The following is a 17,311-nucleotide window of genomic DNA, read 5'->3' as shown; positions in this document are numbered from 1 at the left end:
CTTCTACCCCAATCCAGGGGCTGACGCCTCCTTCATCGTGCGTCTGCGGGAGTGAAAACCGAGCATGAACGTCATCGCCATTCTTGAGACCGGGCGACCGCCAGCGGATCTGGCCGCCCGATACGGCGACTATGTCGATCAGTTCCGCGCCCTGCTGGGCGACGGGGTGGCCACGCGCCGCTTTGACGTTCAGGCGGGCGAACTGCCGGACGATCCTGCGGCCTTCGCCGGAGTCATCGTCACAGGCTCTGCGGCGGGCGTTTATGAGGATCTGCCGTGGATCGAGCCGCTGGCGCAGTGGCTGCGCGATGCGCGCGGCAAGACGCGCCTGACGGGCATCTGCTTCGGCCATCAGATCATGGCTCAGGCGTTCGGCGGCCGGGTCGAAAAGTCGGGGCGCGGCTGGGGCGTAGGCCTGCATACCTATGAGGTCACCGGCGACGAGGCATGGATGCAGCCGCCCGCTGGGACCTTATCTATTCCCGCCTCTCACCAGGATCAGGTGATCGCCCTGGCGGATGGCGCGCGGGTGATCGCAGCCAGCCCCTTCACGCCCAATGCGGGCGTGGCCTGGGGGGACGACGCCATCAGCTTCCAGTGCCATCCGGAATTTGACCCTGCCTTCGCCGCAGCCCTGACCGAGGGGCGGCGCGGACGGATCGCCGAACATCTGGTGGACGAGGCTCAGGCCAGCCTGCAGCAGGCCAACGACAGGGCGATACTGGGCGCTTGGATCCGCAACTATCTGGGCGTATCGAACGCAGGTGAAAATAAGGCCTGATTGCGGCGGGGCGATAAGCCTTGCTCAATATCTCGCCCCCACTGTCGCGCCCATGTCAGGCGGGAGGAAGATGTTGAAGCGCCGTGTTCTGTTCAGGGGCTTCGTTCTCGCAGGCGTTGCGGCGGCCTCGGTCGCTGTCGCCGAGCCGCCCATACAGGCCGATACGGCGCCTCCTCCGGCGACCGTCGAACTGGCTCGCGCGGTCGAGCAGCGGGCGATGCGCACGAACTTCGACGCGCTTGAGGCTTTTGGCCATCAGGCCCTCAGGCGAAGCGACCGCGAGGGGCTGAATCGCCTGTACCATGTCGCCTGGACGTTTCTGAATCAGGGCGATTTCGAGCGGGCCGCTCTATGGAACAGTCGCTTGGCGGCGCAGGCAAGGGCGGCGAACGATAGTCGCTATCTGGCGATCGCGCATCTCAATGCGCTGACGGCGCGCTATGACCAGGGCGATCTGGCTGTGGCCGCTGAAATGGAGGGCGCAGCGTCGACGACTGGCGACTGGTTCGTCAAGGCGCACGCCGCTCGGCTGTACGCGTTGGCTCTGATGGATCAGGATCGGGTCGGCGAGGGATTGCGTCTTCTGGCTGCCGTTGAAACCGAAATTCCGGTCGAGGACGCTTTCGCCGACACCGCTCGCGCCGGGGTGTGGGAAGTGACCGGTATGGGGCTGATGAAGCTCAACGACGTGGCCGGGGCGGCTGCTGCTTTCCATCGGTTTGAAATCGACTATTCCAACCCGGCATATCCCCGCCCGGATTTCGACAGCCTGTACAACCTGACGCGAATGTCGGTTCAGGTCGGCGACCTGGCGCGGGCCGAGCATTACTACGCGGCGCACCACCGCTTGGCTGAGCGGTCCGGCATTGCGGCCATTCGCGCCTATGACGCGGCCCTGTGCGCTGCGGTGGCCGATATGCGGCAACTGTCGGCCCAGGTGCTGGAATGCCTGGCGCCTCACGCTAGGCTTATTGACCGCAAGGCCTTCCTGTCGCTGGACATCCTGCCGCTGCGCGGCGTGGCGCGGGCGCGTATGGGCGACATCCAAGGCGCCCGGCGCGACCTGGAGCGCCTGCGCGAGCTTGCGCCGGACGGCATCGTCGATCCGCGTGAGCGCCTCGTGGAGGCGGAGGTGCTGAGGGCGTCCGGGCGGGCGGCCGAGGCCTTTGACGTGCTGCGCGACTATGAACAGCGCCGCGCCGTGCAGGCGGCGCAGCGCTTCAGCGCCGGCATCCATCAGGTCACCGGCGACATGCAGGAACAGTTGGCCGAGCGCCGTCGTCAGTTGCAGACCGCGCGGGCCAATACCCAGCTTCAGCGTGCGGTCATCCGTGGTCAGAACTGGATCATGGGCATCGGCCTCCTGTTCGTCCTTTCGGCGTTGTTCGTCGTCATCTGGCAGAGACGCCAGTCCCGGCGCCTGCGCGCAGCCCAGCTTCGCGCCGAAGAGGCCAGTCAGGCCAAAAGCGAGTTCCTGGCTAATATGAGCCATGAAATCCGCACGCCCTTGAACGGCGTCGTGGCGATGACCGACGTGCTGTCACGGCGGGATTTGACGCCCAAGGATCGCGAACTGGTCGACATCATCCGGTCGTCCGGCGTCACCCTGGAGCGGTTGCTGTCGGATATTCTCGACACGGTTCGGGTTGAGACCGGCGAGATCAGGCTGGACCCGGCGCCCTTCAATCTGGGCGTCATGTTGCGCGAAATCATGGCCTTGTGGACGCCTATGGCCATGCAGAAGGGCGTCAACCTTGCGCTTGAACTGGACCCCGTTCTCGACGCCGCCTTCATCGGCGACGTGGTGCGCCTGCGGCAGGTGTTGACCAATCTGGTCAGCAACGCCGTGAAGTTCACCGAAACAGGTCAGGTGCGGCTTGAAGCGCGTCTCGCTGCGGATGGACGGGCTTCGTTCATGGTTTCGGATACCGGCATCGGCTTCGACGAGGAGTTCAAGCAGCGAATCTTCCATCGTTTCCAGCAGGCGGATGGCTCCATTACCCGGCGGTTCGGGGGCAGCGGTTTAGGGTTGGCGATTTCGGCTGATCTGGTGCGGCTGATGGGCGGGCGTCTCGATTGCGAATCGCCGACGGGCGGAGGCGCGCGGTTCTGGTTCGAACTGTCTCTGCCTCCTGCGCCGGAGCCTGAGGTTCAGACTGTTGCGCCCGCCGCGCGCTCCATCGCGCGCCATGAGCGCCTGAAGGTGCTGCTGGCCGACGACCATCCGGCCAACCGCTTGGTGGTTCAGGTCATGCTGGAGGCCATGCCGGTCGATCTGGTCAGCGTTGAGAACGGCGCTGAGGCGCTGGAGGCCTTCAGGCGGGATGGCTTCGATCTGGTGCTGATGGATATGCAGATGCCGGTCATGGACGGCCTGACCGCCACCGCCGCCATTCGCGAGCATGAGCGGGCGACGCACGCGCCGCGCACGCCCGTGCTGATGCTGACCGCCAATGCGCTGAGGGAGCACGTCGAGGCCGGGCAGGCAGCGGGCGCTGACGGCCACCTGACCAAGCCTCTGACCGTGGCCGCCCTGACCGAGGCGATCGAGGCGGCCGTCATGCATGAGGCGGATCAGGTTCCGGCCTGATCCGTGCGGCTCAGGGCCACTTCACCACGGGCGGCATGGAGCTGAGGATGGCGTCCACATTGCCGCCGGTCTTCAGGCCGAACATGGTGCCGCGGTCGTAGAGCAGGTTGAACTCGACGTAGCGGCCGCGACGGATCAACTGTTCCTCGCGCTCCGCGTCGGTCCAGGGCTCCTGCATCCGGCGGGCGACGATTTCAGAGTAGACCTTCAGGAAGGCCTCGCCGACCGCCTGGGTGAAGGCGAAGTCCTTCTCCCAGTCGCCGCTGTCGTGGTGATCGTAGAAGATGCCGCCGGTGCCGCGCGGCTCGTTGCGGTGGGGCAGGAAGAAATACTCGTCGCACCACTGCTTGTATTTGGCGTGCCAGGCCGGGTCGAAGGCGTCGCAGGCGCCCTTCATGGCGGCGTGGAAGTCGACGGTGTCGGGGTGATCGTCTCGGCGATCGACATCCAGAACAGGCGTCAGGTCGCCGCCGCCGCCGAACCAGGTCTTCGTCGTGGAGATCAGGCGGGTGTTCATGTGCACGGCGGGCACGCGCGGGCTGACCGGGTGGCAGATCAGACTGATGCCGGTGGCGTAGAAGCGCGGGTCTTCCTCGGCGCCGGGCACGTTCTTGGCGTAGTCGGCGGGGAAGGTTCCGTGGACGGTCGAGCAGTGGACGCCGACCTTTTCAAACAGGCGGCCGCTCATCATGCCCATGACGCCTCCGCCGCCTTCGGGGCGATCCCAGGGCGTGCGGACGAAACGACCGGGCTCTCCGGTGAACAGTTCAGCGGGGGCGGCGTCCTCCAGCGCCTCGAAACCGGCGTGGATCTTGTCGCGCAGGGTCTCGAACCAGGCGCGGGCGCGCTCGCGGCGCTCAATCAGCAGGGCGGGGTCAGCTTGGATCATGAGGGCTTCAACCATGACGCGGCCTTTCTGAACAGTCCGGCGGGGTGCGCGGACGACGGCCTCATGCCGCAGGCGAGGCGAAGGGGCCTTGATCCAGATCACAATCCCTTGGCGTCGAGGCGGTATGCGAACGGTTCCATCCACGGTCCGGCTGTGCCAGCCTGCCGCACCCGCAAGAAGCAGCGCCGAGGGCGACCGGGCGGGCCTAGTATCTCAAAGAGGGGAAACCATGATCCGCATCGCCCTGAACGCCAGACTGCGCGCCAGTCTGCTGGCCGCCGCTTCCATCGCCGTTCTGGCGGGACCGGCCTTGGCTCAAACCCAGCCGCAAGAGGCGCGGGTAATGCAGATTCTGAAACGCACGCCGCTGATCGACGGCCACAACGACCTGCCGTGGGCCTTGCGGCAGGGCTTTGGGAATGATCCGCACGGCGTTGATCTGAATGCAAATCTGTCAGCGTCGACGCGCCTGCATACGGATATTCCGCGCCTGCGCGCCGGGGGCGTGGGCGGTCAGTTCTGGTCGGTCTATGTCCCGGCCAGCATGGCGCCGGTGGAGGCCGCCAAGGCCACCTTCGAGCAGATCGACACCGTCAAGCGGATCGCCGCCGCCTATCCCGAGACTTTCGAGATCGCCACGACGGCCGATGACCTGGTCCGTATCCACCGCGCGGGCAAGATCGCCAGCCTGATCGGCATGGAAGGCGGCTATTCCATCGACGATTCCCTGGGCCTGTTGCGCGAGTTCTATGATTCGGGCGCGCGCTACATGACGCTGACCCACTCCAAGAGCACCACCTGGGCCGACAGCGGCACCGACGCGCCCAAGTGGAACGGGCTGAACGCCTTCGGCGAGGACGTGGTCCGGGAGATGAACCGGCTGGGCATGATGGTTGACCTCAGCCACGTGTCCGAGGACACGATGGTCGACGCCATCCGCGTGTCGTCGGCGCCGGTGATCTTCTCTCACTCGTCGGCGCGAGCGGTGACGGCCCATCCGCGCAATGTGCCTGACGCGGTGCTGCGCCAGATGGCGGGCAACGGCGGCATCGTCATGGTGACCTTCGTGCCGGGCTTCATCAGCGAGGCGGTGCGCGCCTCCGGCGCGGCGCGGGCAGCCGAGATGACGCGGCTCAGCGCCCTCAACCCCGGCGATCCCGCAGCAGTCAAGGCGGGCATGGACGCCTGGAACGCCGCCAACCCGGCGCCCAAGGCGACGATGGAGGACGTCATCGCCCACATCCAGCACGTCCGCGACGTGGCGGGCATCGACCACATTGGTCTGGGCGGCGACTATGACGGGGTGGACAGCCTGCCGGTCGGCCTGGAGGGCGTGGACGGCTATCCGCGCCTGCTGGCCGAGCTGATGCGCCGCGGCTGGAGCGAGGCGGACATCCGCAAGATCTCGGGCGAGAACCTGCTGCGCGTCATGCGGGCAGTGGAGCGGGTGGCCGAGTCCAAGCGGGCTGAGCGACCGAGCCTGGCCAAGCTGCCCGACGACGGCGCGCCGGAATAAGCCAGCTTCTCTCCCTCCCCTTCATGGGGAGGGTGGTCGCGTAGCGACCGGGTGGGGAGGACCAGGAGATCCTGGCCCCGTCGCTTGATTTGCCAAGCCGCCCCCACCCGTCTTCGGCCTGGCGGCCTCAGCCACCCTCCCCATGAAGGGGAGGGAGAGGCGTGGCGTCTATCGCCTCGGCAACCCCTGCATCTGCCGCAGCGCCTCATGCAGGCCGATCCCGGCGCTGACCGACAGGTTCAGCGACCGGGCTTCCGGCCGGATCGGAATATAGATTCGCGTATCGGCCGCCGCGTGGACGTAGTCGGGCGATCCGGCGCTCTCCTTGCCGAACAGCAGGACGTCGTCGGGCTGGAATACGAAATCCGTCAGCGGCTCGGCCGCGCGCGTCGTGAACAGCACCAGCCGACCCGGCGCGCGGTCGCGCTGGAAAGTCTCCCAGTCGGCATGGCGCGTCATATGGGACAGAGGCCCGTAATCCAGAGCCGCCCGCTTCATCGCCCGATCGTCGAAATTAAAGCTCGTGGGCTCGATGACGTGCAATTCCACGCCGAAACAGGCGCTCAGACGGATGCAGGCGCCGACATTATGGGGGATGTCAGGTTGAAAAAGGGCGAGACGCATTCTAAGGCCCTCATACGCGCGGGGCGGGGCCTTGTCGCGGCTTTTGTTGCGACTGTTTCGCAAATCGCTTTCGCGACTTGTCTGAAGCAGCCGAAACCAAGGCCGGACGGGCAGGGGTTTGCCTTCGCACAAAGGGTTCCATTCGGTTGACGTTCCATCTTGGGGCGGACGACCGGCGATGCAGAGGTGAAACGCGTGGCCGAATCGGTCGTGAATGCTGACGGGCCTGACGGCCAACACGGGGGTGGCGACGCCACCCGCCGCGACTTCATCCACATTGCGGCAGGTGCGGCTGCGGCCGGCGCTGGCGTGATGGTGGCGTGGCCGCTGATCAACCAGATGAACCCGGCGGCCGACACCCTGGCCCTGGCGTCGATCGAATTCGATCTGACCAAGGTTCAGGAAGGCCAGCAGGTCGTCATCAAGTGGCAGGGCAAACCGGTCTTCGTGCGCTATCGCACTCCGGCCGAGCTGACCAAGGTCATCGACGAGGGCGCCGTGGGCAGCCCGCCGCAGACCGACGCCGAGCGCACCAAGGCCGGTCACGAGAAATATCTCGTCGTCATCGGCTCGTGCACCCACCTGGGCTGCGTGCCGACCTTCAACGCCGGCGAGTACGGCGGCTGGTTCTGCCCGTGCCACGGTTCGCACTACGACGCCTCGGGGCGTATCCGTAAGGGCCCGGCGCCGTTGAACCTGATCGTGCCGAACTACGAATACATGTCCGACACCCGCGTGAAGATCGGCTGAGGACGGACAGAGGAACCATGAGCGATCACGAATCCACTTACGTCCCGAAAACCGCTGTCGAGCGGTGGATGGACACGCGCCTGCCGATCATCCGTTTCGGCATGGACTATGCGAACCTGCCGACCCCGAGGAACCTGAACTACTGGTGGACCTTCGGCGGCATCCTGGCGCTCTGCCTGATGACCCAGATCATCACCGGCATCGTCCTGGCCATGCACTACACCCCGCACGTCGACATGGCCTTTGCCTCGGTCGAGCGCATCATGCGCGACGTGAACGGCGGCTGGCTGATCCGTTATGTGCACGCCAACGGCGCGTCGATGTTCTTCATCGCCGTCTATCTGCACATGCTGCGGGGCCTATACTACGGCTCCTACAAGGCGCCGCGCGAGATGATCTGGATCGTCGGTTGCGTGATCTTCTTCCTGATGATCGCCACCGCCTTCCTCGGCTACGTCCTGCCGTGGGGCCAGATGTCCTTCTGGGGCGCTGAGGTCATCACCAACCTGATCGGCGCCATTCCGGTCGTCGGCGAGCCGATCCTGATCTGGCTGCGTGGCGGCCCGGCGATCGACAACGCGACGCTGAACCGCTTCTTCTCGCTGCACTACCTGCTGCCGTTCGTCATCGCCGGCTGCGTTGTGCTGCACCTGTGGGCCCTGCACGCCGCCGGTCAGAACAACCCGGTCGGCATCCTGATCCCGAAGGACCGCGCCAAGAAGGACATGCTGCCGTTCCACCCGTACTTCACGGTCAAGGACGGCTTCGCGATCATCCTGTTCCTGATCCTGTTCGCGGTCTTCGTCTTCTATCAGCCGAACGCCCTGGGCCACGCCGACAACTACATCCCGGCCAACCCGCTGCAGACTCCGGCGCACATCGTGCCTGAGTGGTACATGCTGCCCTTCTACGCGATCCTGCGCGCCATCCCCGACAAGTTCGGCGGTGTGGTGGCCATGTTCGCGGCGATCGGCATCCTGTTCGTCCTGCCGTGGATCGATACGTCCAAGGTGCGCTCGATGCGTTACCGCCCGACGATGCGGACCTTCTTCATCATCTTCCTGTTCGTCTGCTTCGGACTGGGCTGGTGCGGCGCGCAACTGCCGGACGCTCCGGTCGTGCCGGGCATGCCCAGCTTCAACCTGATCGACGGCCAGCTGAACTCCTACTTGTGGCTGACCCGTCTGTTCACGCTGTACTATTTCGCCTTCCTTGGGCCGATCATGTTCTTCGTGGGACTGAAGGAAAAGCCGCTGCCGATCCCGGCGACGATCTCGGAGCCCGTGCTCCCGTCGACCGCAGCCGAGAAGGCGTGAGCGCGATGATGAGCAACGAGAAAAAGACCGTGTCCTTCCGCAAGATCCTTGTCTCTGTGACGGCCGCTGTCGGCCTGGTCGCCATCGCCGCTCCGGCGATGGCCGCCGGGGGCGCCAAGCATCCGCGCGACGGCGGCTTCAGCTTCGCCGGGCCGTTCGGCACCTTCGATCAGGGCCAGCTGCAACGCGGCTATAAGGTCTATCGCGAAGTCTGCGCCTCCTGCCACGGCATGGATATGGTGCACTTCCGCAACCTGGGCGATAAGCACGGCCCGTTCTGGAATCCGAAGTATCCGAACCCGAACGACAACCCGGTCGTGAAGGCGCTGGCCAAGGAAATCCAGGTCGGCGACATCGACTCGGAAACGGGCGAGGCCCTGATGCGCGACGCCACCACGGCCGACCGCTTCCCCAACCCCTATCCGAACCCGACGGCTGCGGCTGCGGCCAACGGCGGCGCCATGCCGCCGGACCTGTCGGTCATGGCCAAGGCGCGTCACGACGGCGCCAACTACATCTACTCGCTGCTGTCGGGCTATTCCGCTCCGCCGGCTGGCCTGAAGATGACCGAGACCCAGCACTACAACCCCTATATGGCCGGCGACATGACCCCGTTCTGGACCGGCAAGGGCGACGTGCCCAAGGGCGGCTTCATCGCCATGCCGCCGCCGCTGAGCGCCGGCCAGGTCACCTATGACGACGGCACCGAGGCGACGGTGGACCAGATGTCCAAGGACGTCGCCGCCTTCATCGCCTGGACCTCCGAGCCTAAGATGGTCGAGCGCAAGCAGATGGGCTTCGGCGTCATCATCTTCCTGCTGGCCTTCGCGGGCGTGACCTACGCCAGCTACCGCCGCATCTGGAAGGGCGTCGCCCACTAAGGCGCGATTGTCTGATCGAAACGAAAGAACCCGCCGGAGCGATCCGGCGGGTTTTTTCATGGCTGCTCAGCGCCTTTCGGCAGTCGACACCTGCGAGCGGGCTGACTACGGTCCCAGCATCGAATTCTCCGAGGGGTGAGCCTGTATGCGTATTTCATCTTCCATCGCCGTTCTGGCCTTCGCCGCCGCCCTGGGCGCGGCGGCCGCCGCACAGGCCCAGACCGCGCCGGCCTTCGACGCCGCGCGCATTTCCGAAGATATCCGCGTCCTGTCGGATGACAGCTTCGAGGGACGCGGCATCGCCACCCCGGCCGAGCAGAAGGTAATCGACTATCTGAGCCGCCAGTACGCCGCCGCTGGCTTCGCGCCGGGCGGTGAGAACGGCGGTTGGACCCAGGCGGTCGGGCTGAACCGTTTCGCCGTTTCCAACGTCACGGGCCGGCTGAAGCTGGGCGACTGGAGCCAGTCGTTGACCCAGGGCCAGGAAGTCACCATGACGACGCGCCTGCCGGGCGCTGCGGTCGACCTGAAGGACAAGCCGCTGGTCTTCGTCGGCTATGGCATCAGCGCGCCCGAGCGTGATTGGAACGACTTCAAGACCGACGTGCGCGGCAAGGTCATCGTCGTCCTGGTCAACGACGCCGACTTTGAAGACCCGTCGCTGAACACCTTCGGCGGCGAGGCCATGACCTACTACGGCCGCTGGACCTACAAGTTCGAGGAAGCCGCGCGTCAGGGCGCTGCGGGCGTGCTGATCGTGCACGAGACCAAGCCTGCTTCCTACGGCTGGACCACGGTCGCCAACTCCTGGGGCGTGCCGCAGTTCGACATCGTGCGCGCTGATCCGGCGTCCGAACGCGTGGCGATGGAAGGCTGGATCCAGCGTGATCTGGCGGTCGATCTGTTCCGCCGCGCCGGGCTCGATTTCGAGCAGGAGAAGATCAAGGCGCGCAGCCGAGACTTCCAGCCGGTTGAGCTGAAGGGCGCGACGGTCGACGCCAGCTTCGACGTCGCCACCGACCGCATCGTCACCCACAACGTCGTGGCCAAGCTGGAAGGCTCGACCCATCCGGACGAGACCATCCTGTACACCGGCCACTGGGACCACATCGGCATGGGCGAGCCGGACGCCAACGGCGACCGCATCTTCAACGGCGCCATCGACAACGCATCGGGCACGGCCGGCCTGCTGGAACTGGCGCGTCAGTGGTCGGCCGGACCGAAGCCGGAACGCACCATCGTCATGATCAGCTTCACCGGCGAGGAAAGCGGCCTGCTGGGGTCGGAATTCTACGCCGCAAACCCGCTGTATCCGCTGGAGAAGACCGTCGGCGGCTTCAACCTGGACTCGGCCGCCGTGTTCGGCCGCATGAACAAGCTGGGCGTGACCGGCTATGGCCATTCGGAGCTGGACGAGCCGGTGATCGCGGCGGCGGCGGCGCAGGGACGCGGCTTCGTCGGCGATGCTGGGGCCGCAGCGGGCATCTACTTCCGCTCGGATCACTTCCCGCTGGCCAAGAAGGGCGTGCCGATGGCCTATCTGTCGTCGACCGGCGATTTCGTCGATGCGCCGATCGAGCCGCGTCAGGCCAAGGCTGCCGACTATCGCGCCAACCGCTACCACCAGGCGGCGGATGAGTGGGAGGCCGATTGGGACTACGCCGGCATGCTTCAGGACCTGGAGGTCATGTTCAAGGTCGGCCAGGACCTGGCTAACAGCCGTGACTGGCCCGAATGGAAGGCCGGTTCGGAGTTCGGCCCCGAGCGCGCCAAGAGCGCCGCTCAGCGCCGTTGATCCGTCTTTCGCGACGAACATGACGAAAATGTAAGGGGCGGCCTCGCAAGAGGCCGCCCTATGACTATCAAAACGGGCCTCGTGGGGGAGGCTGAAGGGAATCGCCATGCACCACCGCTTCATTCGCGGCGTCGCCGCCGCCGCTCTGCTGCTGGTCGCGGGCGCGGTCTCGGCCCAGGACTTTTCGGCCCAGCGCCTGTCGGATGAGATCCGCATCATCAGCGCCGACGATTTCCAGGGCCGCTATCCGGGCACTGAGGGCGAGAAGAAGACGCTGGACTGGCTGCAGGCTCAGTATGAAGCCATGGGGATGGAGCCAGGCGGTCCTGACGGCCAATGGCTGCAGATCATCGATCTGAAGCGGCTGACGCCCAAGGGCCAGCCGACGCTGACCTGGTCTGGCGCGACGTCTCAGGGGCGAGCCCTGATCGCGGGCACGGACTTCACCCTGCGCGCGATGAACGATGCGGCGGCCGGTCAGGTGGCGAACGCGCCCGTCGTCTTCGCCGGTTACGGCATCCATGCGCCCGAGCGGGGCTGGGACGACTATGGCGATCTGGATGTGACAGGGGCGGTCGTCCTGGTCGTGGCGGGCGAGCCGGACGGCGAACTGTTCAATGGCCCCTACGCCACCAACTATCAGTCCGCCGCCTACAAGGCCGACGAGGCCGAGCGGCGCGGCGCGGTCGCGGTTCTGACGATCATCGACGGCGACGCGGGCGCCGCTGCGTGGCGCCGCGAAACGGGCGGGGCGACGCGCACCCGTACCCTGACGCCCGGTTCGGCCGAACTGATGCTCAGCGGCGCCGTCAACCGTGATGCAGCCGCCGAAATGGGCGTGGATCTGGCGACGCTGAAGCCCCGGCTCCAGACCGGCGATTTCCGCGCCTTCCCTCTGGATGTGCGGATCACCGCCGCGGCCGAGGAGACGGTCGAAATCCTGCGCACCCACAACCTGCTGGCCCGCATCACCGGCAGCGAGCGCCCGAACGAGGTCATCATCTATTCGGCCCACTGGGACCATGTCGGCGTCAATGAGAATACCGCCGGCGACGACAAGATCTTCAACGGCGCCTGGGACAACGCCTCGGGCACCATCGGCGTGGTCGAAATGGCCCGTCAGCTGAAGGCCGCGCCGACGCCGAAACGCAGCATCGTCTTCGCCCATATGGCGGCGGAGGAAATGGGCCTGCTGGGCGCCTACGCCTATGTCGCCGATCCGGTCTATCCGCTGGAGACGACTGTAGCCGACATCAACATCGACATGCTGCCTCTCAGCGGCCCGACGAAGGACGTGCCGATCTTCGGCAAGGGGCAGAACAGCCTTGAGGACGACCTGCAGGCCCTGGCCGAGAAGGAGGGGCGCTATGTCTCCGAGGACGGCCAGCCGGAGCAGAACTTCTACTATCGCTCGGACCACTTCCCCTTCGCCCGCGCCGGGGTTCCGGCCCTGATGCCGTGGCACGGCGTGGACTGGGTCGAGGGCGGACGCGAAGCGGGACTGGCGGCGTGGAAGGCCAAGTTCGGCGCCGACTATCACCGTCCCAGCGACGAATGGTCGGCGGACTGGGACCTGCGCTCAGCGGTTGAGAATCTGACCCTGCTGTATCGCCTGGGGCTAGAACTCGCCAACGGCGACGAGTGGCCGACGTGGAAGCCGACGTCGGAGTTCGGCCAGGTCCGCGACCGCAGCGCGGCGGCGAGACGCTAGAGGCGGCTTAGGCGCAAGAAGAAAGGCCCTCTGTCCATCGCCGGGCAGAGGGCCTTCTCATGTCAGCCTTTGACGGTCAGACCGCCGCCAGCGCCTGCTCCAGGTCGGCGATCAGGTCGTCGATGTGCTCGATGCCGACCGACAGGCGGACGGTGTCTTCGGTCACGCCCGCCTTCTTCAGTTCGTCGGGCGACAGCTGGCGGTGAGTGGTCGAGGCTGGGTGGCAGACCAGCGACTTCGCGTCGCCGATGTTGACCAGTCGGGTGAACAGCTTGACCGCGTCCTGGAAGCGGCCGCCCGCCTCGCGGCCGCCCTTCACCCCGAAGGTCAGCAGACCCGAGGCCTTGCCGCCGAAATACTTCTGGATCAGGGCGTGATCCTTGTGCTCGGCCAGGCCCGCATAGTTGACCCAGTCCACCTTGGGGTGCGCCTTCAGCCACTGGGCGACGGCCGTGGCGTTCTCGACGTGGCGGTCCATGCGCAGGGCCAGCGTCTCCAGCCCCTGCAGGATCAGGAAGCTGTTGAACGGCGAGATGGCTGCGCCGGTGTTCCTCAACAGCACCGTACGCACCCGGCCGATGAAGGCCGCTGGGCCGAAGGCCTCGGTATAGACTACGCCGTGGTAGCTGACTTCCGGCTCGTTCAGGCGGCGGAAGCGTTCCTTGTGCTCGGCCCAGGGGAAGGTCCCGCCGTCGATGACGGCGCCGCCGATCGAGGTGCCGTGGCCGCCGATATATTTGGTCAGGGCGTGAACGACGATGTCGGCGCCATGCTCGATCGGCCGGGTCAGGTAGGGGGTCGGCACGGTGTTGTCGACGATCAGCGGCAGGCCTTGCGCGTGGGCGGCGTCGGCCAGGGCGGCGAAGTCCACCACATTGCCCAGCGGATTGCCGATGGATTCGCAGAAGACCGCCTTGGTCCGCTCATCCGTATTGGCCGCCACCGCCGCGAAGTCGTCGGCGTCGATGAAGCGCACCTCAATGCCGTACTGGGGCAGGGTGTGGGCGAACAGGTTGTAGGTGCCGCCATACAGGGCGCCCGTGGCGATGATGTTGTCGCCAGCCTCGGCGATGGTCAGGATGGCATAGGTGATGGCCGCCATGCCCGAGGCCACGGTCAGGGCCGCGACCCCGCCCTCCAGCGCCGCCAGACGCTGCTCCAGCACGTCGGACGTAGGGTTCATGATGCGGGTGTAGATGTTGCCCGCCACCTTCAGGTCGAACAGGTCGGCCCCGTGCTGGGTGTCGTCAAAGGCATAGCTGGTGGTCTGATAGATAGGCACGGCCACCGACTTGGTGGTCGGATCGGGCGCATAGCCCGCGTGCACGGCGAGGGTGTCGAACTTCATGATGGTCCCCGGGAGAATTGGCAGCGTCAGTCAGGCCGATTCATCCAGGGCTTTACCGGTCCTCGCAAGGGCATAGGTTTGCAGTAATTCCAGCTGGGCAGTAAGATTTTCTAACCGATCCGGGTGTTCTCGCTATTTTTGGAACATTATGTGCTGGATTTTCCAGCCCGGGCCTCGCCTGGCGTGGTGGGCGTCAGGGATAGACGCCTTGCGCGGTCGGCCCTTCGCCATCGCCGTCCGCGCTGAATCGCGCCGTGACGCCGGCGTCCGAACGCGTCAGCAGCAGACGGTGGCTCCAAAGCGGGATTGCCGCTTCGCCATCCTTGAACTCCGGCGAGAGGACCAGGATCAGGGCGTCTTCATCGCCCTTGCGAGCGAAGATCCGCAGCGTGACGGCTGCATCGGTCAATCGCTGAATCTCGGCTCTGACATCCAGGGGCTCAAGCAGCGAGCTAGGCGACCGCTCGATCTCGAAGTCGTAAGCCGGAAGCGCGCCCACAGCGCCGGACGACATGGTCGTGCCCAGCCAGGGACGGCCAGTGGACGGCCAGAAAGCCTCAAGCGGGGTCGACTGGCCGCGCCGCAGGCACATGGTCACGCGCTTGCTGCTCCAGATCGTCGGCGCGCCGATAGGGCCGCACCAGATGCGGGTCATGGTTCGCGCGCCCAGCGGGGTGGTTCGCGCAAACTCGACTTCATGCAGGATCATGCCCTCGGGCGCGAAATCATTGATCAGAGGCGCGCGCAGGTTCAGGGGTCTCGATAGACGGCCCGTAAGCGCATATTCCGCCGGGCCAGACAGAACGACTCCGCCTCGACTGATGACGCCCTGACCCGCTGTCATCGCTTCCGGCTTCAACCTTACGCCGCCGATGACGAACGGCGTGGGGGCCAGCCGACTGTCATCTGTCTGGCGTGCTTCGCCGGGCGTTTGGGCGGGTGCGGTTGCGGCGCGGTTCTCGGCTTGTTTCAGCAGTGCGTTGAAATCGACGGGAGGCGCGACCCGTTCTGAGTTGATCTCTATGGAGTCGCCCGCGCCCTGAGGCGTGAGTTGCAACAACTGGCCGTCATAGACCATTCGAGCCACGCCGTCGGTCAAGGGCAGGACGCGGCGCCGCATCGTATAGCGATATGGCTTGGCGTCTGCCGTCATCCCGGGCCCTTCAATCCCGGCGCGGATCGCCAGGCCGTCGTTACGCATGCGCTCATAGACGATGGTCAGATTGAAGGCTGAAGCGGCCTCCGCCGGAACCACCTCGACCCGCTCCGTTCTGGCGTCCACAGAAGTGAAACTGACTTCACGCGCCGTCCACCAGGGGCCGTAAGCCAACACGGGCGTTCCCAGATTGGCTTTGCCGTCGCTGGTGTGGACCATGCATACGGTAAAGCCGCGCGCCCAGCCGAACATGCCGCGTTGTTCGCCCGGGCCGCACCAGGCCTGGATGGATTCAGATTGGTCGACCGTTCTGGGCTTGAACTCGCGGTGGACGACGGGCGCTCCCGCGGCCATCCGGTGGCTGGCGGTCGCGATATCCGCGCCCAACCGGCCTTCGCTTTTCAGGCGAAGCGGCGCGGTAAGAAAGGGTTGCCCTTTGATCGTGACGTCGGAGACGACGGGGTCGCCGGTCGGCTCCATACCCAAGACCTCGGCCAGAAATCTTTCCGCACCGATCAAGGGAGCGACAGATGCGGGGGCGTCGACTTCAACGTCCTGTCCCGCGTCCTCATCGGTTTCGGCAGCGGGGGGAATGGGAGCGGAGTCTTGAGCCTCGGCCGGGGCCGCCAAGGTCGCCAGCAGCAGGCTCAGGGGCGCGACGGCGCCAAGAAGGATACGGAAAGACAGCATGAAATAACCCCGCGGTTCGATATCGAACCGTGTTGGGGATCACTGATTGGCGAATCCGTCATCGTCAAGGGTGGACGCTTCCGGGAAGGAGCATCCACCTTGTTTGCTCGAGTTAGTTGTTGAACAGGAAATGCATCACATCCCCGTCCTTGACGATATAGGCCTTGCCTTCGGCGCGCATCTTGCCCGCTTCCTTGGCGCCCGCTTCGCCCTTCAGCGCGACATAGTCGTCGAAAGCGATGGTTTCGCCGCGGATGAAGCCCTTTTCGAAGTCGGTGTGGATCACGCCCGCCGCCTGCGGCGCGGTGGCGCCGACGGGGATGGTCCAGGCGCGCGCTTCCTTGGGGCCGACGGTGAAGTAGGTCTGCAGGCCCAGCAGTTTGTAGGCCTCGCGGATCAGGCGGTTCAGGCCGGGCTCTTCCAGACCCAGGGTTTCGAGGAACTCCTTCTGCTCCTCATCGTCCAGGACGGCGATCTCCGACTCGATCTGGGCCGAGATGACCACCGAGTTGGCGTTGTCCTCGGCGGCGCGCTTGGCGACCAGGTCCGACAGCTCATTGCCCTTGTCGGCCGAGCCTTCCTCGACGTTGGCGACGTAGAGGGCGGGCAGGGCGGTCAGCAGTTGCAGCATGTCCCAGGCCTTGCGGTCTTCCTTGGACACCTCGGCCAGACGCGCGGGCTTGCCGTCGCGCAGCTTTTCCAGCGCCGCGTCGATCAGCTTGAGGTTCAGCTGGGATTCCTTGTCGCCGCCCTTGGCGCGCTTCTCGATCTGGACGCGGCGACGCTCCAGGCTCTCCAGGTCGGCCAGCATCAGCTCGGTCTCGATGATCTCTAGGTCTGAGATCGGGTCGATGCGGTTCTCGACGTGGGTGATGTCGTCATCGACGAAGCAGCGCGCGACGAAGGCGATGGCGTCGCAGTCGCGGATGTTGGCAAGGAACTGGTTGCCCAGGCCTTCGCCCTTGGACGCGCCGCGCACCAGACCCGCGATGTCCACGAAGGTGATCCGCGAGGGGATGATCTCCTTGGACCCGGCGATGCCGGCCAGGATGTTCAGGCGCGGTTCCGGCACGGCCACGTCGCCGGTGTTCGGCTCGATGGTGCAGAACGGGTAGTTGGCCGCTTGGGCCGCCGCCGTCTTGGTCAGGGCGTTGAACAGGGTGGACTTGCCGACGTTGGGCAAGCCGACGATCGCGACTTTCAGGGCCATGGTATTCCTCGTGAGCGCGAGCCTTTAGCCGGTTCGGGCCGGTTTGTCAGGCTC

At 65.8% G+C, this 17,311-nt stretch carries 13 protein-coding genes; 8 read left to right on the top strand and 5 right to left on the bottom strand.

Annotated features, from left to right (window positions below; translation table 11 throughout):
- Positions 1-64: 64 nt before the first annotated feature.
- Together H556_RS0103450 and H556_RS0103445 are read left to right on the top strand one after the other, a co-directional pair.
- Complete coding sequence (locus tag H556_RS0103450) at positions 65-781, top strand: type 1 glutamine amidotransferase (protein WP_024353123.1); 717 nt, start codon at positions 65-67, stop codon at positions 779-781.
- Between the two features lie 70 nt (positions 782-851).
- Positions 852-3,371 (top strand): hybrid sensor histidine kinase/response regulator, encoded by a 2,520-nt coding sequence (locus H556_RS0103445; RefSeq protein WP_024353122.1) that lies wholly within the window; start codon positions 852-854, stop codon positions 3,369-3,371.
- A 10-nt stretch (positions 3,372-3,381) separates the two neighbouring features.
- Here H556_RS0103445 and hemF read toward each other — a convergent pair whose 3' ends face one another.
- Positions 3,382-4,260 carry an oxygen-dependent coproporphyrinogen oxidase gene (hemF, locus tag H556_RS0103440; protein WP_029673166.1) on the bottom strand — a complete coding sequence of 293 codons (879 nt, stop codon included), beginning with the start codon at positions 4,258-4,260 and terminating at the stop codon, positions 3,382-3,384.
- A gap of 229 nt (positions 4,261-4,489) precedes the next feature.
- On the opposite strand from hemF, the gene H556_RS0103435 reads away from it, so the two are divergent.
- Positions 4,490-5,776, top strand: a complete 1,287-nt coding sequence (locus tag H556_RS0103435; RefSeq protein WP_029673165.1) for a dipeptidase — start codon at positions 4,490-4,492, stop codon at positions 5,774-5,776.
- 168 nt (positions 5,777-5,944) lie between these two features.
- On the opposite strand, the gene H556_RS0103430 is transcribed toward H556_RS0103435, so the two are convergent.
- Positions 5,945-6,400: a tRNA (cytidine(34)-2'-O)-methyltransferase gene (locus H556_RS0103430; RefSeq protein WP_024353119.1), complete on the bottom strand. Its 456-nt coding sequence runs from the start codon at positions 6,398-6,400 to the stop codon at positions 5,945-5,947.
- A 195-nt stretch (positions 6,401-6,595) separates the two neighbouring features.
- On the opposite strand from H556_RS0103430, the gene petA reads away from it, so the two are divergent.
- The 5 genes from petA (at position 6,596) to H556_RS0103405 (ending at position 12,853) form a co-directional block, all read left to right on the top strand.
- Entirely contained in the window at positions 6,596-7,150 is a 555-nt protein-coding gene (petA, locus tag H556_RS0103425) for a ubiquinol-cytochrome c reductase iron-sulfur subunit (protein WP_024353118.1), read from the top strand.
- 17 nt (positions 7,151-7,167) lie between these two features.
- Entirely contained in the window at positions 7,168-8,466 is a 1,299-nt protein-coding gene (locus H556_RS0103420; RefSeq protein WP_024353117.1) for a cytochrome b, read from the top strand.
- 5 nt (positions 8,467-8,471) lie between these two features.
- On the top strand, positions 8,472-9,347 hold the full coding sequence (locus H556_RS0103415) for a cytochrome c1 (RefSeq protein ID WP_024353116.1): 876 nt from the start codon (positions 8,472-8,474) through the stop codon (positions 9,345-9,347).
- 145 nt (positions 9,348-9,492) lie between these two features.
- Positions 9,493-11,142: a M28 family metallopeptidase gene (locus H556_RS0103410; protein WP_024353115.1), complete on the top strand. Its 1,650-nt coding sequence runs from the start codon at positions 9,493-9,495 to the stop codon at positions 11,140-11,142.
- A gap of 106 nt (positions 11,143-11,248) precedes the next feature.
- Positions 11,249-12,853 (top strand): M28 family peptidase, encoded by a 1,605-nt coding sequence (locus H556_RS0103405; RefSeq protein WP_024353114.1) that lies wholly within the window; start codon positions 11,249-11,251, stop codon positions 12,851-12,853.
- Between the two features lie 76 nt (positions 12,854-12,929).
- Here H556_RS0103405 and H556_RS0103400 read toward each other — a convergent pair whose 3' ends face one another.
- From H556_RS0103400 to ychF, 3 genes are all read right to left on the bottom strand, one after another.
- Complete coding sequence (locus H556_RS0103400) at positions 12,930-14,201, bottom strand: O-acetylhomoserine aminocarboxypropyltransferase/cysteine synthase family protein (RefSeq protein WP_024353113.1); 1,272 nt, start codon at positions 14,199-14,201, stop codon at positions 12,930-12,932.
- Between the two features lie 193 nt (positions 14,202-14,394).
- Positions 14,395-16,047, bottom strand: a complete 1,653-nt coding sequence (locus H556_RS0103395) for a hypothetical protein (protein WP_024353112.1) — start codon at positions 16,045-16,047, stop codon at positions 14,395-14,397.
- 112 nt (positions 16,048-16,159) lie between these two features.
- Positions 16,160-17,257: a redox-regulated ATPase YchF gene (gene ychF / locus H556_RS0103390; protein ID WP_024353111.1), complete on the bottom strand. Its 1,098-nt coding sequence runs from the start codon at positions 17,255-17,257 to the stop codon at positions 16,160-16,162.
- Positions 17,258-17,311 lie beyond the last annotated feature (54 nt).

Source organism: Brevundimonas naejangsanensis DSM 23858 (genome assembly GCF_000421705.1).
In the GTDB taxonomy this organism is placed as follows: domain Bacteria; phylum Pseudomonadota; class Alphaproteobacteria; order Caulobacterales; family Caulobacteraceae; genus Brevundimonas; species Brevundimonas naejangsanensis.
Note: the sequence above shows the minus strand (reverse complement) of the source record. Positions and strands in the feature narration are given on the sequence as shown.